This is a genomic window from Streptomyces sp. NPDC058691, assembly GCF_042714775.1.
In the GTDB taxonomy this organism is placed as follows: domain Bacteria; phylum Actinomycetota; class Actinomycetes; order Streptomycetales; family Streptomycetaceae; genus Actinacidiphila.
This window is the reverse complement of the sequence record NZ_JBHXSO010000006.1, coordinates 68,586-88,440: the sequence shown is the minus strand read 5'-3', so window position 1 is coordinate 88,440 and position 19,855 is coordinate 68,586. Positions and strand designations below refer to the sequence as shown.

18 protein-coding genes are annotated in these 19,855 nt (G+C 71.8%); 14 read left to right on the top strand and 4 right to left on the bottom strand.

Annotated elements, in window-relative coordinates; genetic code table 11:
• Nucleotides 1–53 precede the first annotated feature (53 nt).
• Together ACFWVC_RS06460 and ACFWVC_RS06455 are read left to right on the top strand one after the other, a co-directional pair.
• Nucleotides 54–317: an exodeoxyribonuclease VII small subunit gene (locus tag ACFWVC_RS06460; protein ID WP_384279034.1), complete on the top strand. Its 264-nt coding sequence runs from the start codon at nt 54–56 to the stop codon at nt 315–317.
• A 142-nt stretch (nt 318–459) separates the two neighbouring features.
• On the top strand, nt 460–1,053 hold the full coding sequence (locus ACFWVC_RS06455; protein ID WP_384279026.1) for a malonic semialdehyde reductase: 594 nt from the start codon (nt 460–462) through the stop codon (nt 1,051–1,053).
• A 41-nt stretch (nt 1,054–1,094) separates the two neighbouring features.
• Here the strand turns inward: ACFWVC_RS06455 and ACFWVC_RS06450 are convergent, their stop codons facing one another.
• Complete coding sequence (locus ACFWVC_RS06450) at nt 1,095–1,625, bottom strand: DUF4245 domain-containing protein (protein WP_384279020.1); 531 nt, start codon at nt 1,623–1,625, stop codon at nt 1,095–1,097.
• Between the two features lie 159 nt (nt 1,626–1,784).
• Between ACFWVC_RS06450 and glpX the strand changes: the two genes are divergently transcribed.
• Complete coding sequence (glpX, locus tag ACFWVC_RS06445) at nt 1,785–2,828, top strand: class II fructose-bisphosphatase (protein WP_384279014.1); 1,044 nt, start codon at nt 1,785–1,787, stop codon at nt 2,826–2,828.
• A gap of 148 nt (nt 2,829–2,976) precedes the next feature.
• On the opposite strand, the gene ACFWVC_RS06440 is transcribed toward glpX, so the two are convergent.
• Entirely contained in the window at nt 2,977–3,330 is a 354-nt protein-coding gene (locus ACFWVC_RS06440) for a WhiB family transcriptional regulator (protein WP_384279007.1), read from the bottom strand.
• Between the two features lie 335 nt (nt 3,331–3,665).
• Entirely contained in the window at nt 3,666–4,340 is a 675-nt protein-coding gene (locus tag ACFWVC_RS06435; RefSeq protein ID WP_384279001.1) for a DUF1707 domain-containing protein, read from the bottom strand.
• Between the two features lie 140 nt (nt 4,341–4,480).
• On the opposite strand from ACFWVC_RS06435, the gene ACFWVC_RS06430 reads away from it, so the two are divergent.
• The 9 genes from ACFWVC_RS06430 to ACFWVC_RS06390 all read left to right on the top strand — a co-directional run bounded on the left by ACFWVC_RS06430 (nt 4,481) and on the right by ACFWVC_RS06390 (nt 17,441).
• A complete protein-coding gene (locus ACFWVC_RS06430; RefSeq protein WP_384278994.1) occupies nt 4,481–6,163 on the top strand; it encodes a fumarate hydratase in 1,683 nt (560 codons plus the stop codon).
• Nucleotides 6,164–6,352: 189 nt separating this feature from the next.
• Entirely contained in the window at nt 6,353–7,753 is a 1,401-nt protein-coding gene (locus tag ACFWVC_RS06425) for a class II fumarate hydratase (protein WP_384278987.1), read from the top strand.
• A 97-nt stretch (nt 7,754–7,850) separates the two neighbouring features.
• Complete coding sequence (locus tag ACFWVC_RS06420) at nt 7,851–8,534, top strand: DUF402 domain-containing protein (RefSeq protein WP_384278981.1); 684 nt, start codon at nt 7,851–7,853, stop codon at nt 8,532–8,534.
• Nucleotides 8,535–8,660: 126 nt separating this feature from the next.
• On the top strand, nt 8,661–9,347 hold the full coding sequence (locus ACFWVC_RS06415) for a class I SAM-dependent DNA methyltransferase (protein ID WP_384278978.1): 687 nt from the start codon (nt 8,661–8,663) through the stop codon (nt 9,345–9,347).
• Nucleotides 9,348–10,048: 701 nt separating this feature from the next.
• Nucleotides 10,049–12,043 carry a SpoIIE family protein phosphatase gene (locus ACFWVC_RS06410; RefSeq protein WP_384279586.1) on the top strand — a complete coding sequence of 665 codons (1,995 nt, stop codon included), beginning with the start codon at nt 10,049–10,051 and terminating at the stop codon, nt 12,041–12,043.
• A gap of 162 nt (nt 12,044–12,205) precedes the next feature.
• A complete protein-coding gene (locus ACFWVC_RS06405) occupies nt 12,206–13,654 on the top strand; it encodes a catalase (RefSeq protein ID WP_384278973.1) in 1,449 nt (482 codons plus the stop codon).
• 168 nt (nt 13,655–13,822) lie between these two features.
• The gene (locus tag ACFWVC_RS06400; protein WP_384278969.1) at nt 13,823–14,347 is read left to right on the top strand and encodes a PadR family transcriptional regulator; all 525 of its coding nucleotides are present in this window, start codon (nt 13,823–13,825) and stop codon (nt 14,345–14,347) included.
• The gene (locus ACFWVC_RS06395) at nt 14,344–15,030 is read left to right on the top strand and encodes an ABC transporter ATP-binding protein (RefSeq protein ID WP_384278963.1); all 687 of its coding nucleotides are present in this window, start codon (nt 14,344–14,346) and stop codon (nt 15,028–15,030) included. Before ACFWVC_RS06400 ends, ACFWVC_RS06395 begins: the two co-directional genes overlap by 4 nt.
• The gene (locus tag ACFWVC_RS06390; RefSeq protein ID WP_384278958.1) at nt 15,027–17,441 is read left to right on the top strand and encodes an ABC transporter permease; all 2,415 of its coding nucleotides are present in this window, start codon (nt 15,027–15,029) and stop codon (nt 17,439–17,441) included. Before ACFWVC_RS06395 ends, ACFWVC_RS06390 begins: the two co-directional genes overlap by 4 nt.
• A gap of 20 nt (nt 17,442–17,461) precedes the next feature.
• Here the strand turns inward: ACFWVC_RS06390 and ACFWVC_RS06385 are convergent, their stop codons facing one another.
• On the bottom strand, nt 17,462–18,364 hold the full coding sequence (locus ACFWVC_RS06385; RefSeq protein WP_384278953.1) for a LysR substrate-binding domain-containing protein: 903 nt from the start codon (nt 18,362–18,364) through the stop codon (nt 17,462–17,464).
• A gap of 377 nt (nt 18,365–18,741) precedes the next feature.
• Between ACFWVC_RS06385 and ACFWVC_RS06380 the strand changes: the two genes are divergently transcribed.
• A complete protein-coding gene (locus tag ACFWVC_RS06380) occupies nt 18,742–19,296 on the top strand; it encodes a peroxiredoxin (protein WP_384278949.1) in 555 nt (184 codons plus the stop codon).
• Between the two features lie 2 nt (nt 19,297–19,298).
• Complete coding sequence (locus tag ACFWVC_RS06375) at nt 19,299–19,847, top strand: carboxymuconolactone decarboxylase family protein (RefSeq protein ID WP_384278947.1); 549 nt, start codon at nt 19,299–19,301, stop codon at nt 19,845–19,847.
• Nucleotides 19,848–19,855 lie beyond the last annotated feature (8 nt).

Genomic DNA, 19,855 nt, shown 5'->3' with positions numbered 1-19,855 from the left:
CCGTGCGGCGCCGGCGGCCCCACGCTGTCCGAGGGCGGCCCTAGGCTGTGGCCATGGCAGATCAGGACACGCTCGGGTACGAGCAGGCCCGTGACGAACTCGTGGACGTCGTCCGCCGCCTGGAGGCGGGTGGCTCGACGCTGGAGGAGTCCCTCGCGCTGTGGGAACGCGGCGAGGAGCTCGCCAAGGTGTGCCGCGACTGGCTGGAGGGCGCCCGCGCGCGCCTGGACGCGGCCCTCGCGGAGGAGTCCGGCGAGCCGGCGGAGCGGCCGTCCGGGAACGCCGGCCCGGGAGCCGGGGAGTCCGCCGAGGAGTGACGCGGCCACGACGGCGAGGTGTCCGTACGGTGACGGGCGTCACCGCACGCTCCGGGAATGGTTGAATTTTCACCTATGTTGAGGCGGGTGTTCCAAAAACACCCGCACAGGGTGAATCCCCCACACCCAGAGGTAGACCCCCATGAGCCTCCAGCTCGACACCGCCGCCCAGAACCTTCTCTTCCGCGACGCGCGCACCGCGAACACCTTCACCACCGAACCGGTCACCGACGAGCAGGTCCAGGCCGTGTACGAACTGGTGAAGTACGCGCCCACCGCCTACAACCAGCAGCCGCTGCGCATCGTGCTGGTCCGCTCCGCGGAGAGCCGCGAGCGCCTGGTCGGGCTCATGAACGAGGGCAACCGGGCCAAGACCTCCACCGCGCCGCTGGTGGCCATCCTGGCCGCGGACAACGAGTTCCACGAGGAACTGCCCGTCCAGTTCCCCGCCTTCCCGCAGGCCAAGGAGATGCTCTTCAGCGAGCGCCCGGTCCGTGAGCAGTCGGCCGCCTTCAACGCCGCGCTCCAGGTCGGCTACTTCATCCTCGGCGTGCGCGCCGCCGGTCTGGCCGCCGGCCCGATGACCGGCTACAACGCCGAGGGCATCAACAAGGAGTTCTTCCCCGAGGGCGACCACTCCGTCCTCGCCGTGGTGAACATCGGCAAGGCGGGCGAGAACGCCTGGCGCGACCGCTCGCCGCGACTGCCCTACGACGAGGTCGTCACCACCGTCTGAGCCGCCGCGATCCCCGGCCCGCGGCGGGCCGGGAGCCGGCCCTACTGGCCGCCGCGCTCCTGGAGCGCGGCGGCCAGTTCCGCGAGCCGGTCGGCCGGTGCGGTACCGGTGACCATCGTGGTCACCCCGCCCTCCCGGCGCACCAGCGCGTCGTACTTGGGGCCCTCGTAGCGGTCCCAGGACTCGCCGCCGACGGTGCGCGTGCCGACCTTGTGCGCGTCATGGCTCGTGGCCGAGACGAACGCCGCCATGGCCCCGTTGCTCTGCTCGACGGCCGCGTACTCGTTCTGCGGGTCGAGGAAGCCGAGGTGCCAGTGGACTTCCTTGGGGTTCGCCGCCTCGTATGTCACCGAGGTCGCCCGCCAGCCCTTGCCGAGCCCCTCGGGGGCCGCGACCGGGTACGGGGCGCTGCGGCGCGCCTGGTCGAGCTCGACCCGGTAGCCGACCACCTGGACGGGGTCGTGGTTCTCGTCGTGCGGGATGAAGAACCAGATGATCGCGACCACGACGCCGATCGCCGCCATCGAGAGCACCATGTCCCGCACTGTTTCGGTGCCGCGCTTCTTTGCCACGCCCCTATGGTCCCTCATGCCCCGGAGCGTCCCGCCGCCCGGGTCCCGCATGAGCCCGGGTGCGCTCATGTGACGGGCGGCCTGCTCATCCTGGCGCCTGGCGGATAAGGTCGTACCACCCTCTTTTCCGGCCGTCCTCGTACAGAAAGGTGCGCTGTGATGACCGAGCAGCACGAAAACCACAACATGCCGCCGCAGCTCGAAGTGAGCCCCGAGGCCCCCGACCGCAACCTCGCCCTCGAACTGGTCCGGGTCACCGAGGCCGCCGCGATGGCCGCCGGCCGCTGGGTGGGACGGGGCGACAAGAACGGCGCGGACGGCGCGGCCGTCAAGGCCATGCGCACCCTGGTCTCGACCGTGTCGATGAACGGCGTCGTCGTCATCGGCGAGGGCGAGAAGGACGAGGCGCCGATGCTCTTCAACGGGGAGCGGATCGGCGACGGGACCGGCGCTGAGTGCGACATCGCCGTGGACCCGATCGACGGGACGACGCTCACCGCCAAGGGCATGCCCAACGCCGTCGCCGTCCTCGCCGCCGCCGACCGCGGAGCGATGTACGACCCCTCGGCCGTGTTCTACATGGACAAGCTGGTCACCGGCCCCGAGGCCGCCGACTTCGTCGACATCACCGCCCCGCCGTCGGTGAACATCCGGCGGGTCGCCAAGGCCAAGGGCGGCGCCCCCGAGGACGTGACCGTCGTGGTGCTCGACCGGCCCCGGCACGAGGGCCTGGCGAGGGAGATCCGCGAGACCGGCGCGCGCATCACGTTCATCTCCGACGGCGATGTGGCGGGCGCCATCATGGCCGTGCGCGAGGGCACCGGCGTCGACATGTTGATGGGCATCGGCGGCACCCCGGAGGGCATCATCGCGGCCTGCGCGATCAAGTGCCTCGGCGGAACCATCCAGGGCAAGCTCTGGCCCAAGGACGACGCCGAGCGGAAGCGGGCCCTCGACGCGGGCCACGACCTCGACCGGGTCCTGCACACGGACGACCTGGTCCAGGGCGACAACGTGTTCTTCGTCGCCACCGGCATCACCGACGGCGAACTGCTGCGAGGCGTGCGCTACCGCGCCGAGACCGCGACCACCCAGTCGCTGGTCATGCGCTCCAAGTCCGGCACGATCCGCCAGATCGACTCCACGCACCGGCTGTCGAAGCTGCGCGCCTACAGCACGATCGACTTCGACCGCGCGCGCTGACCGCCTCCCGGCCGGAGGGGCCGGAATACCAGGAAACCGGGAGACCGGGAGACCGGGAGACCGGGAACCCTGGAAACCGAGAAGCCCGGCACCGTACGCACAGGGGCCGGGAGCCCGCCCAGCGGCGGGCTCCCGGCCCCAAAGCGTGTCAGCCCGCCGCGGCGATCCGCGGCGCCGGGCGCTGCAACTCCGCCTCGCGGCGCCGCCGGCGCGCGAGCACGACCCTGCGCTCGGCCGCGGTCATCCCGCCCCACACCCCGTAGGGCTCCGGCTGCATCAACGCGTGCTCCCGGCACTCCAGCATCACCGGGCAGCGGGCGCAGACCCGCTTGGCGGCCTCCTCGCGCGACAGCCGTGCCGCGGTGGGCTCCTTGGAGGGGGCGAAGAAGAGACCTGCCTCATCACTGTGGCACGCCGCGTCCGAATGCCATGGGCCGCCCAGGTCCCGGGGGTGACTCGGGGAGGAACTGGATGCTGCCGCGGGCTCGATCGGTTGAAGCACGGGATACTCCTGACGACGGCTCGGCTTGGTGTCACCCTTGCCCGTCGCTGCCCTTCCCGCTGCGTCGGCACGGGGTTGTCGACGTGGAGGGTCCGGCGGCGAGCGACGTGTCCCCATGCCCTACCCGCTGTGCGCGCGTTCATGCGCACCGTGTCCGGAGGGTCGTACGCCCGCGCGTGCGCTGCCCGTGCCGGACGGTGCGCCGCCGGCCATCAAGAAGCCCGGTGGCAACCGCGGTCGCCACCGGGCTTCTTGGGGCCGGCCGGACGTCGGCGACGCGCGGTGCGGGCCGCACCGCGCACCGCCGGCCGGAGAAGGGACGGAGTGACGGTCCGTCAGTAGTCCAGCTCGGGGCGGCCGTCCTTCCTCGTGACCCGCTTGCCGCGCCGCGGCTTGGCCTCCACACCGCCCCAGAAGGCCAGGCCCTGCACCTTGATGACCGGGGCACCGGGCTCGGGAGCCTCGTACGCCTGGACGTCGGAGCCGCCCATGATGCCCACGACGCCACCGCCGCGCAGCGTGACGTTCTCCGGCACCTTGATCTCGATCCCGCCCATGATGGCGGTGCAGTTGATGACGACCTCCGGCGCGGTGAAGGTCGCTTCCGTGAGGTCGATCACCACGCCGCCCATGATGGCGACCGCGTTGATCTTCGACCCCACGCGCCAGCGGCCCTTGCGCTCGGCGCCGCCGAGGATGCCGACGAGGTTGGGGTTCTCCCCGGAGTGGTCGGGGACCCAGTGCGGCGCCGGGGCATGGGCCGGGGCGGTCGCCGACGTGGGGACCGGCAGGTCCCGCACGAAGGGCTCCAGTTCGCCCACGGTCTTCGCCGCGTACACGCCGTCCAGCCGCTCCGAGTGCTCCTCGGTGGTCAGACGCCCCTCCGCCAGGGCGTCACGAAGAATGTCGGCCACCCGGTCGCGGTCCGCGTCGGACGCGCGGATATCGACTTCGGCGACAGGGGGACTCAAGGGCTGCTGCTCACGCTTCCGGAGCGAGGACTCATCCACGCGACTACGGTACACAAACGCGATAGATCGCGACTAGGCCCCCGTCCCCGCCAGTGAGGGTCACCTCACACCCCCGGCGGCCCGCACTCGTTCTACGCTTGTCGGGCTTCTACGACGCAGCGCAGTGAGGATGTCCATAAATGCCCGCCTCGTCCCGCCCGGCCCACCCAGATTTCGCCTATACCGACTTGCTCCCCCTCGGTGAGGACACCACTCCGTACCGCCTGGTCACCTCCGAGGGCGTCAGCACCTTCGAGGCCGACGGCCGGACCTTCCTCAAGGTGGAGCCGGAGGCGCTGCGCACGCTCGCCGCCGAGGCCATGCACGACATCTCCCACTACCTGCGCCCCGCGCACCTCTCCCAGCTGCGCCGCATCCTCGACGACCCCGAGGCGTCCCCCAACGACCGCTTCGTCGCCCTGGACCTGCTGAAGAACGCCAACATCGCCGCGGCCGGCGTGCTGCCGATGTGCCAGGACACCGGCACCGCGATCGTGATGGGCAAGCGCGGCCAGAACGTGCTCACGCAGGGCGGCGACGAGGAAGCCCTGTCGCACGGCATCTTCGACGCCTACACCAAACTCAACCTGCGCTACTCCCAGATGGCCCCGATCACCATGTGGGAGGAGAAGAACACCGGCTCCAACCTGCCGGCCCAGATCGAGCTGTACGCGACCGACGGCGGCGCCTACAAGTTCCTCTTCATGGCCAAGGGCGGCGGCTCGGCCAACAAGTCCTTCCTCTACCAGGAGACCAAGGCGGTCCTGAACGAGGCCTCCATGATGAAGTTCCTGGAGGAGAAGATCCGTTCGCTCGGCACGGCCGCCTGCCCGCCGTACCACCTCGCGATCGTCGTCGGCGGCACCTCCGCCGAGTTCGCGCTGAAGACCGCGAAGTACGCCTCCGCGCACTACCTGGACGAGCTCCCGGCCGAGGGCTCGCCCACCGGGCACGGCTTCCGGGACAAGGAGCTGGAGGAGAAGGTCTTCGAGCTCACGCAGAAGATCGGCATCGGCGCGCAGTTCGGCGGCAAGTACTTCTGCCACGACGTCCGCGTGGTGCGGCTGCCCCGGCACGGCGCCTCCCTGCCGGTCGCCATCGCCGTCTCCTGCTCCGCCGACCGCCAGGCCGTCGCGAAGATCACCGCCGAGGGCGTCTTCCTGGAGCAGCTGGAGACCGACCCGGCCAGGTACCTGCCGGAGACCACCGACGACCACCTGTCGGACGAGGACGTCGTGCGCGTCGACCTCAACCGGCCGATGGACGAGGTGCTGGCGGAGCTGTCCAAGTACCCGGTCAAGACCCGGCTGTCGCTGACCGGCCCGCTGGTCGTCGCCCGTGACATCGCGCACGCGAAGATCAAGGAGCGGCTGGACGCGGGCGAGGAGATGCCGCAGTACCTGCGCGACCACCCGGTCTACTACGCGGGCCCGGCCAAGACCCCCGAGGGCTACGCCTCCGGTTCCTTCGGCCCGACGACGGCCGGCCGCATGGACTCCTACGTCGAGCAGTTCCAGGCGGCGGGCGGCTCCAAGGTCATGCTCGCCAAGGGCAACCGCTCCCAGCAGGTCACCGCGGCGTGCGCCGCCCACGGCGGCTTCTACCTCGGCTCGATCGGCGGCCCGGCGGCGCGTCTGGCGCAGGACTGCATCAAGAAGGTCGAGGTCGTGGAGTACGCCGAGCTCGGCATGGAGGCGGTCTGGAAGATCGAGGTCGAGGACTTCCCGGCCTTCATCGTCGTGGACGACAAGGGCAACGACTTCTTCACCGATCCCGCGCCGGCGCCCACGTTCACCAGCATCCCGCTGCGTCCGGGCGCCTGAGGCTGCACGCGTAACCTCTCCGCCCCCGGCGCCCTCGTGCCGGGGGCGGAGGTGTTCCGGCGCCGCCCGGGTACGTGTGCCCCCGGGGCGGCGGGAGGAATGAATCGCGCCGCGCCACTGTCCTACTCACCAGTACCTCCCGGCGCCGGTGGGACGCTGGGAACCGTCCCGAGGGAAGGAACTCCAGCGATGTCCGAGCAGGGTGCGGCCGACTACCGGATCGAACACGACTCCATGGGCCAGGTGCGCGTTCCCGCCCACGCCAAGTGGCGCGCCCAGACGCAGCGGGCGGTGGAGAACTTCCCGATCAGCGGGCAGCGGCTGGAGCGCGCCCACATCGCGGCGCTCGCCCGGATCAAGGCGGCCGCGGCCAAGGTCAACGCGGAGCTCGGCGTGCTGGACAAGGACGTCGCCGAGGCGGTCCAGGAGGCGGCCGCGGAGGTCGCCGACGGGCGCTGGGACGAGCACTTCCCGATCGACGTGTTCCAGACCGGCTCGGGCACCTCGTCCAACATGAACACCAACGAGGTGATCGCGACCCTGGCGAGCGAGCGGCTCGGCCGCGACGTGCACCCCAACGACCACGTCAACGCCAGCCAGTCCTCCAACGACGTCTTCCCCTCCTCCATCCACATCGCCGCGACCGCCGCCGTGACCGGCGACCTGATCCCGGCGCTGGAGCACCTGGCGGCGGCACTGGAGCGCAAGTCCGCCGAGTTCGCGGACGTGGTGAAGTCCGGCCGTACGCATCTGATGGACGCGACGCCGGTCACCCTCGGCCAGGAGTTCGGCGGCTACGCCGCCCAGGTGCGCTACGGCGTGGAGCGGCTGCGCGCGTCGCTGCCACGGCTGGCGGAGCTGCCGCTCGGCGGGACGGCCGTCGGCACCGGGATCAACACCCCGGCCGGCTTCTCGGCCGCGGTGATCGCGGAGGTGGCGCGGGCCACCGGCCTGCCGCTCACCGAGGCGCGCGACCACTTCGAGGCGCAGGGCGCGCGCGACGGCATCGTGGAGACCTCCGGCCAGCTGCGCACGATCGCGGTCGGGCTGACCAAGATCTCCAACGACCTGCGCTGGATGGCCTCCGGCCCGCGCACGGGCCTCGCCGAGATCGCCCTGCCCGACCTCCAGCCCGGCTCCTCGATCATGCCGGGCAAGGTCAACCCGGTCATCCCGGAGGCGGTGCTGATGGTGGCCGCCCAGGTCACGGGCAATGACGCGACCATCGCCGCGGCCGGCGCGGCCGGGAACTTCGAGCTCAACGTGATGCTCCCGGTGATCGCCAAGAACGTCCTGGAGTCGGTGCGGCTGCTCGCCAATGTCTCCCGGCTGCTCGCCGACCGCACCGTCGACGGCATCACGGCCAACGTCGAGCGCGCCCGCGAGTACGCCGAGTCCTCCCCCTCCGTCGTCACACCGCTCAACCGGTACATCGGCTACGAGGAGGCCGCCAAGGTCGCCAAGCGGGCGCTGGCCGAGCGCCGGACGATCCGTCAGGTGGTGCTGGACTCCGGCTACGTCGAGCGGGGCCTGCTGACCCTGGAGCAGCTGGACGAGGCACTGGACGTGCTGCGCATGACCCGGCCGTGACGAAATCCGTCCGCGCGGTGACTCTTCGCGACCGCGCGTGACGAAGGCTCGGCGCAGAAGTGACGCCGCCGTGACACGTCGTCCGTAAGATCTCGCCATGACGGCGGACATCCTTCTTCACCCGGGTACGGAGCACGGCGACGGCGAGCACCACTGGTCGCCCGGCGATCAGGTGCTGTGGCGCTACCGCGGCAACGCGACGGACCGGGTGCACATCTGCCGTCCGGTGACCGTGGTGCGCGACGACGCGGAGCTGCTGGCGGTCTGGATGGCGCCGGGCACCGAGTGCGTCCGGCCGGTGCTCGCCGACGGCACGCCGATCCACGAGGAGCCGCTGGAGACGCGCTACCTCAAGCCGCGCACCACGAGTGTCGACCGCTGGTGGGGCACCGGTGTGCTGAAGCTGGCCCGCCCCGGGGAGCCGTGGTCGGTGTGGCTGTTCTGGGAGCGGGGCTGGCTCTTCAAGAACTGGTACGTGAACCTGGAGGAGCCGCGCCGCCGCTGGTCGGGCGGCGTGGACTCCGAGGACCACTTCCTGGACATCCACGTCGACCCGGACCGCGGCTGGCACTGGCGGGACGAGGACGAGTTCGAGCAGGCGCAGGTCGCGGGCCTGATGTCCGCCGCGACGGCGGAGCGGGTGCGCGAGGCCGGGCGGCGCGCGGTGGGTGTCATCGGGGAGTGGGGCCACCCCTTCGACGAGGGCTGGCAGCACTGGCGTCCGAATCCGGCGTGGCCGGTACCGGCTCTTCCGGTTGACTGGGACCGTCCGGCAAGGTGACCGCGTGAGTCTTGCCGGGCCCCCCAGCCCCAACCGTAAGATCGTGCCTCATAGTGCTGCACAAATCACAGGCTCACACTAGAGTTTGACGCTACGTCACGCAGGTCATCACGGGAGGCCCAGGCTGTGGGAGTCGGCGGCTACGAGGACATACAGCTGGACCGCACCGGGCAGGCGGAGGCCTTCGACGCCATAGGCGACCGCTACGACGAGGCCTTCCCGCACAAGGAGGGTCAGCTCGCGGCCGGCGAGTGGCTCCTGACCCAGCTGCCGGCCGGCTCCCGCGTGCTGGACCTGGGATGCGGCACCGGACTGCCGACCTGCCGTCAGCTCTCCGACGCCGGGCACGAGGTGACCGGAATCGACCTCTCCCCCGTGATGCTGTCGCTGGCCCGTCAGTACGTGCCGCCGGCCACCTTCCACCAGGCCGACATCGCCGATCTGCGGCCCGGCGGCCCCTTCGGCCGCCACGGCAGGCACGACCTGGGACGCTTCGAAGCCGTCACCGCCTTCTTCTCGCTGCTGATGCTCTCCCGCGCCGAGATTCCGCTGGCCCTGCGGGCCGTGCGCGATCTACTCGTCCCCGGCGGGCTGTTCACTCTTTCGATGGTAGAAGCCGATGTGGATGACTTTCCGATTCCGTTCCTTGGTAACACCATCCGGGTATCGGGTTATCTACGGGACGATTTGCGCCAGGTGGTGGCCGACGCAGGATTCGAGGTCCTGAGGGAGGAGTCGTACGCCTACGCGCCGCACACCACAGAAGTGCCGCCGGAGGAGCAACTCTTCCTGCACTGCCGCCGACCCGCCTGACGCGGCCGCCCCGCCACGTGCCCCGCACGTGACGCACCCGACCGGATGGAACGACCAGCGTGAGCACGGAGCGCATTTCTGAGCAGGCCGCCGCCCAGGCGACAGCGGCCGGCCCGGCACGTCCGGGCGACCCCGAACCGGTCCCGGATCCGCGGACCGGTTACCGGCTTCCCCCGGACGCCGCGGCGGCCGGCGACACCGCCACGGCCGCGTCCGGCACGGCGCAGCCCGCACAGCACCAGGCACCCGTCCCCTCCTCCGCCCCGGCCGCCCCGGCCTCGGGCCGCCCCCGGCGGCCCCGGCGCGGCGGGTCCGGGGGCGCGGCCAAGCGCACGGCCCCCGGCACGGCCGGAGCCGACCCCGGCACCTCGTCCCTGCAGCCCGTACCCCCCGCCCAGCGGCAGTCCGGCGGTGAGGCCGGCGCCCCCGCCAAGACCGGCCGGACCGGCCGCCGAGGCACCCGCGGCACCCGGCCCGACCGCAGAGCCGCCGAGGTGAGAGACCGTCAGGCCGCCCGCGTGGTGGCGGGCGAGGGCGCCGCCGTTGTCCAGCACACGATCGCGGGCACGGCCGCCGACGGCGCCCGGGCCCCTCAGTCCGCGCATCTGCGCTCCCCCGGCTCGCCCGGCTCCCCCGGTGACGGGCCCGCCGGCCAGCCGTGGGACCGCCCCTCCACGCACGACCAGCGGGCGGCCACCGCCATGGCCGCCCCGGTCGAGCCCGGCCGCCGCGCCTCCGCCGCCGGCGGCAGCACCCCGGGCACGCCCGGCGCCCCCGGTCCGGCGCAGCCCGAGGGCGGCGAGCCGCGCACCCGTGCGCGGATGCCGGACAACGGGGTTCCCGCCGCGCGCTCGGGCGGCCGGCACGGCGGCCCCGGCGGCCGGCCGGACGGCCACCCGGTCGACGACGACTCCACCACCGGCCGCCCGCTGAAGAAGGTCGGCCCGCAGAACCGCGGCCGGGCCGGTCAGGCCGAGGCCGAGCGGCTGCGCTACGTCGGCGCGGCCACCCGCCGCATCGCCCGCGGCCTGGACCTGGACGAGATCGTGCTGGGCCTGTGCCGCTCCACGGTGCCGGCCTTCGCCGACGCGATCCTGGTCTATCTGCGCGACCCGCTGCCGGTCGGCGACGAGCGCCCCTCGGGCCCGCTCGTGCTGCGGCTGCGCCGCACCGACCGCGTGCCGGACGACACCGAGCAGCCCGTCGAGGGCCTGCTGATGCCGGTGGTCCCCTCCACCGAGGGCCAGTACGGCGCGGCCGCCGAGGTCGTGAACGTGGCACTGGACGGGCCGCTGGCGGAGGTGCTGCGTGGTGTGCGCCCGGTGTTCTCCGACAGTCCGCAGGCCTCGGCCGCGCTCCTCGAACTGGTGGGCGGCTGCCCCGACGCGGGCTCCGACACGTTAGACCTCCCGACCGGCCGGCGCGCCATCCTGGCCCCGCTGCGCGGCCGCCGCCGGGTGATCGGCGCGACCGTGCTGCTGCGCCGCCCCGAGCGGGCCGCCTTCGACCCCGACGACCTGCTGGTGGCCGCGCAACTGGCCACCCACACGGCGCTCGGCGTGGACAAGGCGGTGCTCTACGACCGCGAGGCGTCGATCGCCGACTCCCTCCAACGCGAGATGCTGCCGGACTCCCTGCCGGAGCCCACCGGGGTGCGGCTCGCCAGCCGCTACCTGCCGGCCGCCGAGTCCGCCCGGGTGGGCGGCGACTGGTACGACGCGATCCCGCTGCCCGGCAGCCGGGTGGCGCTGGTCGTCGGCGACGTCATGGGCCACTCCATGACCTCGGCGGCGATCATGGGTCAGCTGCGGACCACCGTGCAGACCCTGGCGGGCCTGGACCTGTCGCCGCAGGAGGTCCTCTACCACCTGGACGAGCAGGCCCAGCGGCTCGGCCAGGACCGCATGGCCACCTGTATCTACGCGGTCTACGACCCGATCGCGCACCGGGTGACCATCGCCAACGCCGGCCATCCGCCGCCGGTGCTGCTGCACGCCGACGGGCTGGCCGAGGTGCTGCGTGTACCGCCGGGCGCGCCGATCGGCGTGGGCGGGGTGCCCTTCGAGGCGGTCGAGCTGCCGGCCCCGGCCGGGGCGACGCTGCTGCTGTACACCGACGGCCTGGTGGAGTCCCGCGCGCGCGACGTGTGGGGCGGCATCGAGATGCTGCGCGAGCGGCTGCACACGGCCTCGGCGGTGATGTGCCCGCCGCCGCTGGAGCCGTTGTGCGACGAGGTGCTGGAGATCGTCGGTCCGGGCGACCGGGACGACGACATCGCGCTGCTCGCCGCCCGGTTCGACGGCATCGCGCCGCGCGACGTGGCGTACTGGTTCCTCGAGCCGCGCGCCCAGACCGCGGGCCGAGCCCGGCGGCTGGTGCGCCAGGCGCTCAGCCGCTGGGACCTGGAGCCGCTGACGGAGGCGACCGAGCTGCTGGTCAGCGAGGTGGTCACCAACGCGGTGCGGTACGCCGAACGGCCCATCACGCTGCGGCTGCTCCGCACCGACGTGCTGCGCTGCGAGGTGGGCGACGACGCCCCGACGCTGCCGCGGATGCGCCATGCCCAGCCGCAGGACGAGGGCGGCCGCGGGCTGTACCTGGTCAACCGGATGGCCCAGCGGTGGGGAGCGACCCGGCTGAGCGCCGGGAAGGTGGTCTGGTTCGAAATGGGCATTCCGGGCGGTTCCCACCCCTAGACGCTCCGTGTCCGTACAGGATTCATCTTTGGACTTTGTCCAGAACGATCGCCGGAAGCCATTGCCCGGCGTGCCGAGCCGGTGATTCAGTGTTTGTGTGGTCGTTAGCGACCAGGAGCCCCCGACGGACTCTTCCGAAGATCGACGGGAGGACACATTCACATGAGCACCCCCTACACCACCAACAACGCCGGGATTCCGGTGGAGAGCGATGCGCATTCGCTCACGGTGGGCTCGGACGGCCCCATCCTCCTCCAGGACCACTACCTGATCGAGAAGATGGCGCAGTTCAACCGCGAGCGGGTTCCCGAGCGCGTGGTGCACGCCAAGGGTTCGGGCGCGTACGGCGTCTTCGAGGTGACGAACGACGTCAGTCAGTTCACCAAGGCCGACCTCTTCCAGCCGGGACGGCGGACGGAGATGCTGGCCCGCTTCTCGACGGTGGCCGGCGAGATGGGCAGCCCCGACACCTGGCGCGACCCGCGCGGCTTCGCGCTGAAGTTCTACACCGAGTACGGCAACTACGACATGGTCGGCAACAACACGCCGGTCTTCTTCGTGCGCGACTCGATGAAGTTCCAGGACTTCATCCGCAGCCAGAAGCGCCGCCGGGACAGTTCACTGCGCGACAACAACATGCAGTGGGACTTCTGGACGCTGTCCCCCGAGTCGGCGCACCAGGTCACATGGCTGATGGGCGACCGCGGCGTGCCGAAGTCGTACCGCCACATGAACGGCTACAGCTCCCACACCTACATGTGGGTCAACGCCGGCGGTGAGCGGTTCTGGGTCAAGTACCACTTCAAGACCGACCAGGGGATCGACTTCCTCACCCAGGAGGAGGCCGACCACTACGCGGGCGCCGACGGCGATCTGCACCGCCGTGACCTGCACCAGGCCATCGAGCGCGGCGATCACCCCTCGTGGACGCTGTACATGCAGATCATGCCGTTCGACGACGCGGCGGACTACCGGTTCAACCCCTTCGACCTCACCAAGGTGTGGCCGCACGGCGACTACCCGCTGATCGAGGTCGGCCGGATGACCCTGAACAAGAACCCCGAGGACTACTTCATCCACATCGAGCAGGCCGCGTTCGAGCCCAGCAACATGGTGCCCGGCATCGGCCCCTCACCGGACAAGATGCTCCTCGGCCGGCTGTTCTCGTACGCGGACACCCACCGCTACCGGATCGGCCCGAACTACGCGCAGCTGCCGCCGAACCGCCCGCACACCGAGGTGCGCTCGTACGCCAAGGACGGCCCGATGCGCTACGAGCCGTCGCGCACGGCCGCGCCGTACGCGCCGAACTCCTTCGGCGGTCCCGAGGCCGACATCCAGCGCTTCGGCGAGCCGGCCGGCTGGGAGGTCGCGGGCAACATGGTGCACGAGCCCTACAAGCTGCACCGCGAGGACGACGACTTCGGGCAGGCCGGGACGATGGTCCGGCAGGTCCTGGACGACGCCGCCCGCGACCGGCTGGTCTCCAATGTCTCCGGGCATCTGAAGAACGGGGTCAGCGCCCCCGTCCTGGAGCGCGCCGTGCAGTACTGGCGCAACATCGACAAGGAGGTCGGCGACCGCATCGCCGCCAACGTCAACGGCTTGTGACCTCCTCCTGATCGCAGCCCCGGCGCACGTGATGTCCGTCCGTGCCCCGGGGCTGCATCGTGTCTGCGTGCACCGGAAATCCCAGGTCAGGAGGGGTTCTGTCACACCCTCGTCACTATGCACAAGATCTATACACTGTAGGTATACGCGTCATGTAGAGTCCTCCGCATGAGCATCGGCCACACCCTGCTCGGGCTCCTGGAGTCCGGCCCCCGACACGGCTACGACCTGAAGCGGGAATTCGACGACAAGTTCGGTCACGACCGCCCGCTGCACTACGGCCAGGTCTACTCGACCATGGCGCGGCTGCTGAAGAACGGGCTCGTCGAGGTCGACGGCATCGAGCCCGGCGGCGGCCCGGAGCGCAAGCGGTACGCGATCACCGACGCCGGGATCACCGACGTCGACAAGTGGCTCACCGCGCCGGAGAAGCCCGAGCCCTACCTGCAGAGCACCCTGTACACCAAGGTCGTCCTCGCGCTGCTGACCGGTCGCAGCGCCGCCGACCTGCTCGACACGCAGCGCTCTGAGCACCTGCGCCTGATGCGGGAGCTGACCGTGCGCAAGCGCGACGGCGACTTCGCGGACCAGCTGGTCTGCGACCACGCCCTGTTCCACCTCGAGGCGGACCTCCGGTGGCTGGAACTCACCACGGCACGACTGGACCGACTCGCGGCGGAGGTAACGGCATGACCACCACGGACCGTTTGCTGGAGGCCGTCGACCTGCACAAGGCGTACGGACCCACCCCGGCCCTGGACGGCGCCGACTTCGCCATACGCGCCGGCGAGGTCGTCGCCGTGATGGGGCCGTCGGGCTCCGGCAAGTCGACGCTGCTGCACTGCCTGGCGGGCATCGTGCGACCGGACTCCGGCCAGGTGCTCTACCGGGGACAGGACCTGACCGCGATGAGCGATGCCGAGCGCAGCGCCCTGCGGCGCGGCGAGTTCGGCTTCGTCTTCCAGTTCGGTCAGCTCGTGCCCGAGCTGACCTGCGTGGAGAACGTGGCGCTGCCGCTGCGGCTGAACGGCGTCAAGCGCAAGGAGGCCGAGGCTCGCGCCACGGAGTGGATGGCCCGGCTGGAGGTCGACGACCTGGGCGGCAAGCGGCCCGGCGAGGTCTCCGGCGGCCAGGGCCAGCGGGTCGCGGTGGCCCGCGCGCTGGTCACCGGCCCGCGGGTGGTCTTCGCCGACGAGCCGACCGGCGCCCTGGACTCGCTCAACGGCGAGCGGGTGATGCGCCTGCTGACCGACGCGGCCCGGGACACCAACGCCGCCGTCGTCCTGGTCACCCACGAGGCGCGCGTCGCCGCCTACTCCGACCGCGAGGTCGTCGTACGGGACGGCAAGTCGCGCGACATGGAGCGGGTGGCATGAGCGCCGAGTCAACCGCGCGAGGCGGCACCCCCCGGGGCGGCCTCCTGTCCGGCTGGGTCCGCGACGTGGGCCTGGGATTCCGCTTCGCCACCACCGGCGGCCGCGAGGGCTGGACCCGCACACTGCTCACCGCGGTCGGCGTCGGCCTCGGGGTGGCACTGCTGCTGGTGGCCGCCTCCGTCCCGGCCATGCTGGGCGCCCGCAACGACCGCGGCTACGACCGGGACTACTCCTGGTTCAACGACCCGCCCAAGGTCACCGCGAGCACCGTGCTGTACGCCGAGGCGAACACCACCTTCCACGACGACGACATCCGGGGCCTGCTCCTGAAGGCCGACGGCGACCGGCCGGTCCTGCCGCCGGGCGTCAAGGCGATGCCCGCCAACGGCGAGATGGTGGTCTCCCCCGCCCTCAAGCGGCTGCTCGACAAGCCCGGCAGCAAGCTGCTGCGTGACCGCCTGGACTACCGGATCACCGGCACCATCGGCGACAAGGGCCTGGTCGGCCCGGCCGAACTCGCCTACTACGCGGGCAGCGACAAGCTCGTCGCCCGGGGCACCGGCGAGAACGCGGGCACCGGCAACGCCACCCGCATCCCGCACTTCGGACACGGCACCATCAAGTCGGAGCCGCTCGGCGGGGTCCTCTCGCTGCTGGTGATCATCATCTTCGTGGTGCTGCTGCTGCCCGTGGCGGTCTTCATCGGCAGCGCCGTCCGCTTCGGCGGCGAGCGCCGCGACCGCCGGCTGGCCGCGCTGCGGCTGGTGGGCGCGGACAGCAGGATGACCCGCCGGGTCGCGGCGGGCGAGGCCATGTTCGGCTCACTGCTCGGACTGGCCGTCGGCGCCGTGCTGTTCCTGGTCACCCGGCAGTTCGCGGACGACGTGACGCTGTACGACATCAGCGTCTACCCCTCCGACATCACCCCCGGCGCCGGGCTCGCCCTGCTCATCGCCCTCGCCGTGCCGGCCGCCGCGGTCGCCGTGACGCTGCTGGCCATGCGCGGCATCGCGGTCGAGCCGCTCGGTGTCGTCCGCAACGCCACCGCGCGCCGCCGCCGGCTGTGGTGGCGGCTGCTGATCCCGCTGGCCGGCGTCGGGCTGCTGGCCCCGCTGTTCGGTGCGATCGACAACGACAGCAACGTCAACGCGTACCAGGTGGCCGCCGGCACGGTCCTGCTCCTCGTGGGGCTGACCGCCCTGCTGCCCTGGGTGGTCGAGTCGGTCGTCGGCCGGCTGCGCGGCGGCCCGGTGCCCTGGCAGCTGGCCACCCGCCGGATCCAGCTCAACAGCAGTGCCTCGGCCCGCATGGTCAGCGGCGTGACGGCCGCGGTGGCCGGGGCGATCGCCCTGCAGACCCTGTTCACCGGAGTGCAGAGCGACTTCGTCACCGACAGCGGCAAGGACCCGCGCCGGGCCCAGCTGGTCGCCACCACGCAGGTCAGCACGGGAGCCGAGGCCCACCGGGCCGAGCAGGCCTTCGCCGCCACCCCGGGAGTGCGCGCCGCCCTCGGCGTCGTCTCCTCCTACGCCGTGCCGGCGAACGCCTCCACCAAGAAGTCCACGGCCGACCTGCCGTCGGTGCCCGTCCTGGTGGCCGACTGCGCCACGCTGGGCGAACTGGCGGACACCGGCCGCGGCTGCGCGGACGGCGACGTGTTCTTCGCGGACGACCCGTACGGCTACGGCGACGTCGACGCGGTCGTGCGGCCGGGGCACGCGATCGACCTCAACATGCCGATGGAGGACCACTACACCGGCACGCCGCACCTGTGGACCGTGCCGGCCGGCGCCCACCGGGTGGCCTCGCGCATCTCCCCGGACGGCAACCAGGAGTGGGGCGTGCTCGCCACCCCGCGAGCCCTGGACGTGGCACTGCTGCACAGCCCGGACGTCAAGGTCCTGCTGCGGACCGACCCGCACGCGCCCGACGCCGTCGAGCAGGCCCGCAACACCGCGGTGCGCCTCGATCCGTTCGGTGACATCTACCAGCTCCAGGGCACCAACGAGGACCGGAAGTTCGCCACGATCCGGCGCGGCCTGCTCGTCGGCGCCGCCGCCACCCTGGCCCTGATCGGCGCGAGCCTGCTCGTCTCGATGCTGGAGCAACTGCGCGAGCGCAGGAAGCTGCTGGCGGTCCTGGTCGCCTTCGGCACCCGGCGCTCGGTGCTCGGACTGTCCGTGCTCTGGCAGACCGCGCTCCCGGTCGCGCTCGGCCTCGTCCTGGCCGTCATCGGCGGTGCCGGCCTCGGCGCGGCCCTGCTGAAGATGGTCGGCGCGCCACTGCACTTCGCCTGGGGCAGCGTCGCCACGATGAGCGGCATCGCCGCGGGGGTCGTCCTGCTGGTGACCCTGCTCAGCCTGCCGCCGCTGTGGCGCATGATGCGTCCCGACGGCCTGCGCACGGAGTAGTGACGCCAGGCCGGTGCGGTTCAGCGGGCGAACCGCACCGGCAGCGGTCCCAGGGCACCGCGCAGCGCGGAGGCGAACGCCTCGAACTCCTCCGCGCGCGCGGTGCCCGCGCGCATGGCCAGGGCGATCCGCCGCGACGGCGCCGGGTGCGCGAAATAGCACGTCGCGAGGTCCGCGCTGCGCCCGGTCTCCACCGTCACCGCCGTGCGCGGCAGCAGCGTCACCCCGAGTCCGCCGGCCACCAGCTGCACCAGCGTGGACAGTCCGGCCGCGCTGGTCGTGGCGATCGCGCCCTGCGTGCGGCCGGCCTCGCGGCACACGTCGAGCGCCTGGTCGCGCAGGCAGTGCCCCTCGTCCAGCAGCAGCAGATCCAGCTCGCGCAGCGCCTCGCGCGGCAGGTCCGCGCGTCCGGCCAGCCAGTGGTCGCCGGGTGTCACCAGGACGAAGTCCTCGTCGAAGAGCGGCAGTTCGACCACGCCGGGCGCGGCCAGGGGCACCGCGAGCAGCAGCAGGTCCAGCCGCCCGGCCGCCAGGCCCTCCAGCAGCGACGCGGTCTGCTCCTCGTGCACCTGCGGATCCAGGTCGGGGTACGTGCCGTGCACCAGCCGGAGCACGGTCGGCAGGAGGTAGGGGGCGACGGTCGGGATCACCCCGAGCCGCAGCACGCCCGTGAACGGCGCCCGCGCCGCCTCCGCCTCGTCCTGCAGGTCGCCGACCGCCTCCAGCACCGCCCGCGCCCGCACCGCGACCCGCTCCCCCGCCGAGGTCAGCAGCACCTTGCGGGTGGTGCGCTCGACCAGCACCACGCCGAGCGCCTCCTCCAGCGCGGCCAGCGCGCCCGACAGGGCGGGCTGGCTCGTGCCGATCGCGGCGGCCGCGTCCCGGAAGTGCAGGTGCTCCGCGACGGCCGCGAAGGCCCGCAACTGGGACAGACTGGGCTGGCGCCGGGTCGCGCGCTGACTGCTGATAACCGCCTCCGATCAACGGCCGCACAGTTTAGCCGCGCAAGCGGACGAGGTTGTTCCGGCCGGAGCCCGCCGGAATCACCGGGGTTCGCCCGGCACCGGCGGGCCGCCTCGCGGCCGAGGCGGAACGAATTCCGGGCGTCGGCGCCCCGCTGCCGGCTGTCACTCTGCGCAGCCACATCGGGGACCTCAACCGGCGATAACCATATCCGATCAAAGTGTCCCGTCGGAGCGATTTCACTGATCAATGCGCACGTGACAGGGTGGGCGCGACCAACCCGTGGGACCGTGCGGCCACCCCGTGAACGGCTCCCGACCCCTCACAAGGAGTGCGCGTGCTCACCGTCGGTGACAAGTTCCCCGCGTTCGAACTGACCGCTTGTGTCGACCTCGACCCCGAGAAGGCCTTCGCCCAGATCGACCACAAGTCGTACGAGGGCAAGTGGAAGGTCTACTTCGCGTGGCCGAAGGACTTCACCTTCGTCTGCCCGACGGAGATCGCGGCGTTCGGCAAGCTGAACGAGGAGTTCGCCGACCGCGACGCGCAGATCCTCGGCTTCTCCGTCGACTCCGAGTTCGTGCACCACGCCTGGCGCAAGGACCACGACGACCTGCGCGACCTGCCGTTCCCGATGCTGTCGGACATCAAGCGCGAGCTCTGCACCGACCTCGGCATCCTCGGCGAGGACGGCGTCGCCCAGCGCGCCACCTTCATCGTGGACCCGGACAACGAGATCCAGTTCGTCATGGTGACCGCCGGTTCCGTGGGCCGTAACCCCAAGGAGGTCCTGCGGGTCCTCGACGCGCTGCAGACCGACGAGCTGTGCCCCTGCAACTGGAAGAAGGGCGACGAGACCCTCGACGTCGTCAAGCTGCTGGCCGGTGAGTGACCATGGCGCTCGATGAGCTCAAGTCCGCGCTGCCGGACTACGCCAAGGACCTCAAGCTCAACCTGGGCTCCGTGATCGGCAACGCCGAGGACACGGGCCTGCTGACGCGCCGGCAGGTGTGGGGCACGGTGCTGGCCACCGCCATCGCCTCGCGCTCCGCCATCGTGCTGCGCGCGCTGGAGCCGGAGGCCCGCGAGAACCTCGCGCCCGAGGCGTACCAGGCGGCCAAGGCCGCCGCGGCCGTCATGGCGATGAACAACGTCTACTACCGGACCCGGCACCTGCTGTCCGATCCGGAGTACGGCAACCTGCGGGCCGGCCTGCGGATGAACGTCATCGGCAACCCGGGCGTCGAGAAGACCGACTTCGAGCTGTGGTCGCTGGCGGTCTCGGCGATCAACGGCTGCGGGATGTGCCTGGACTCCCACGAGCAGGTGCTCCGCGCGGCGGGTGTCGAGCGCGAGACGGTCCAGGAGGCGTTCAAGATCGCCGCGGTCGTGCAGGCGGTCGCCACGACGCTGGACGCCGAAGCGGTCCTCGCCGGCGCCTGACGCACGCT